Genomic DNA, 2,137 nt, shown 5'->3' on the forward strand with positions numbered 1-2,137 from the left:
CGCGGCCTGGCCCAGGAACGTGGTCCCGTACCGGTCGGACTCCTCGATCGGGTCACCGGCAGCGATCGAGGACGTCAGCGCGTCCATCGCGATGAGCTGATCCTCCAACGACCCGGCCATCAGATCCCCCAACGACAGGTGCATCCGGGACGCGAGCGCCACACCCGCCGGCGACGGACCACCGGACGTGGTGGTGGTGGTGTCGTCCATGTGTGCTCACCTCCCCATCGAAGCCCTGGATCCGAAACGCTGACCGTTTCATACGTGCGTTTGACTGCTTGAGCTCCACTCTAGGACGCCCTACCGACAGCGCAAGAACCCCGATTTCCGTTGTGGATACAGGGACATCAGCCCATCCAACCAACCCAAAACCAGGCTCCGCGAGGCCCCGATGACACCCCATCCACAGGGCTGAACGGGAGCTAGCGCGCATGTCGTAGGCGTGGCCTATGGCGACCGTCGCGGCACCACCTGTAGCGCCCCTACGATTGCCGCTGTGACAGGCATCGGCGGCTCGCCCCAGCAGATCGACCGGTTGCGATCCGACCTCTTGCACAGCCACTACGACGTCGACACCCTCGCCGACGTGCTCGGCGAGCTCGCGACGGCAGCGATGGCGCGCGAGCAGGTGCTCCCGGCGATCCGCACGGCCCGCAGCAGCGACGACCCGGCCGCCGTACTCGTCCGGCTCTTCATCCTCGGCGACGACGTCACGGTCGCCGAGGCGACGGGTGCGCTCCCGGAGCTCGGCGTCGAGGGCGCCGCCGGACTCGGCCTGTTGTCCGCCGCCGGCACGGCACCGGAGGACCGGGTCACCGCACGCGTCGACCTACGCCCGGTGGACACCTCCGGCGGCGGATTCTGGCTCGCCGCCGACCTCGGCGAGGCCACCACGGGCACCGCCGTCGGTGCCGAGCACGTCCTCGGCCTCGGCGGCGCCTCGCGCACCCTGGCCGAACTCACGGTGCGCACCCCCGTCGGGCGGGCCCTGGACCTGGGTACCGGGAGCGGGATCCAGGCACTCAACCTGGCCGGTTTCGCGCAGTCGGTGGTCGGTACTGACATCTCCGCCGCGGCCCTCTCCTACGCGGCGTTCAATGCCGCCCTGAACGACTGCGCCGTCGACCTGCGCCGCGGCTCGATGCTCGAACCAGTGGCGGGGGAGCAGTTCGACCTCGTGGTCTCCAACCCGCCCTTCGTGATCACGCCGCGCGGGACCGAGGATTCGGCACAGGCCCTGGAGACCTACACCTACCGCGATGGTGGTCGCCGCGGTGACGACCTCGTCCGTGACCTGATCACCGGTGTCGGCGCGGTGCTGGCGCCCGGAGGCATAGCGCAGTTCCTCGCGAACTGGGAGGTGCACCGCGGAGAGGGTGCCTTCGACCGGGTCCAGCAGTGGCTGGCCGAGAGCGGCCTCGACGGCTGGGTCATCCAGCGCGAGCACGCCGACCCTGCCGAGTATGCCGAGACCTGGCTGCGGGACGGCGGCATCACCCCGGACCGAGACGCGGACGCGTGGCGGCGCGGCTACACCGCCTGGCTTGACGACTTCGAGGCCAGGGGAGTGGACGCCGTCGGGTTCGGGTACGTCACCCTGCACAAGCCACTGCGCCCGGCCGCCCTGCCGTGGCACCGATGTGAGGAGATCACCGGGACCCTGTCGCCCACCCTCTGGCCCACGATCGCCGCGACCCTCGCCGCGAAGGACCGCCTCGCGCACCTCGGGGACGAGCTGCTCGCCGATCAACGTCTGCGCGTGGCCGGGGACGTCACAGAGGAACGCCACTACACGCCCGGTCAGATGGACCCGCAGGTGATCGTGCTTCGTCAGGGCGGCGGCCTTGGGCGGACCGTGCGCGCGGGCACCGCGCTGGCCGCGGTGGTCGGCGCGAGCGACGGCGAACTCACGGTCGGGCAGATCGCGTCCGGGGTCGCGGTGCTCACCGACACCCGGCCCGCCGACGTCCTGGCGGACGTCCTGCCGGACGTTCGCGGGCTGATCCTCGACGGACTCCTGCTGCTGCCCGAGTGAAGAGTGGCGAGGGGCGCACCCGCATCCGCCGCGGAGCGGCGCCGGCCCCGCCGCGCAGCCGCGCCGGCCCGGCCGTGCACCCCCGCGGCGCAGTCGCGCACC

General features: G+C 71.5%; 2 protein-coding genes. One reads left to right on the top strand and one right to left on the bottom strand.

The window, feature by feature from the left end; translation table 11 throughout:
- Positions 1-210 (bottom strand): hypothetical protein (locus tag HALOF300_RS13570; protein ID WP_156741474.1); only part of this gene is annotated, 210 nt, incomplete at its 3' end.
- A gap of 286 nt (positions 211-496) precedes the next feature.
- On the opposite strand from HALOF300_RS13570, the gene HALOF300_RS13575 reads away from it, so the two are divergent.
- Positions 497-2,035 carry a DUF7059 domain-containing protein gene (locus tag HALOF300_RS13575; protein WP_231955365.1) on the top strand — a complete coding sequence of 513 codons (1,539 nt, stop codon included), beginning with the start codon at positions 497-499 and terminating at the stop codon, positions 2,033-2,035.
- Positions 2,036-2,137 lie beyond the last annotated feature (102 nt).

The sequence above is a fragment of the Occultella aeris genome (assembly GCF_902703175.1).
Classification (GTDB): domain Bacteria; phylum Actinomycetota; class Actinomycetes; order Actinomycetales; family Beutenbergiaceae; genus Occultella; species Occultella aeris.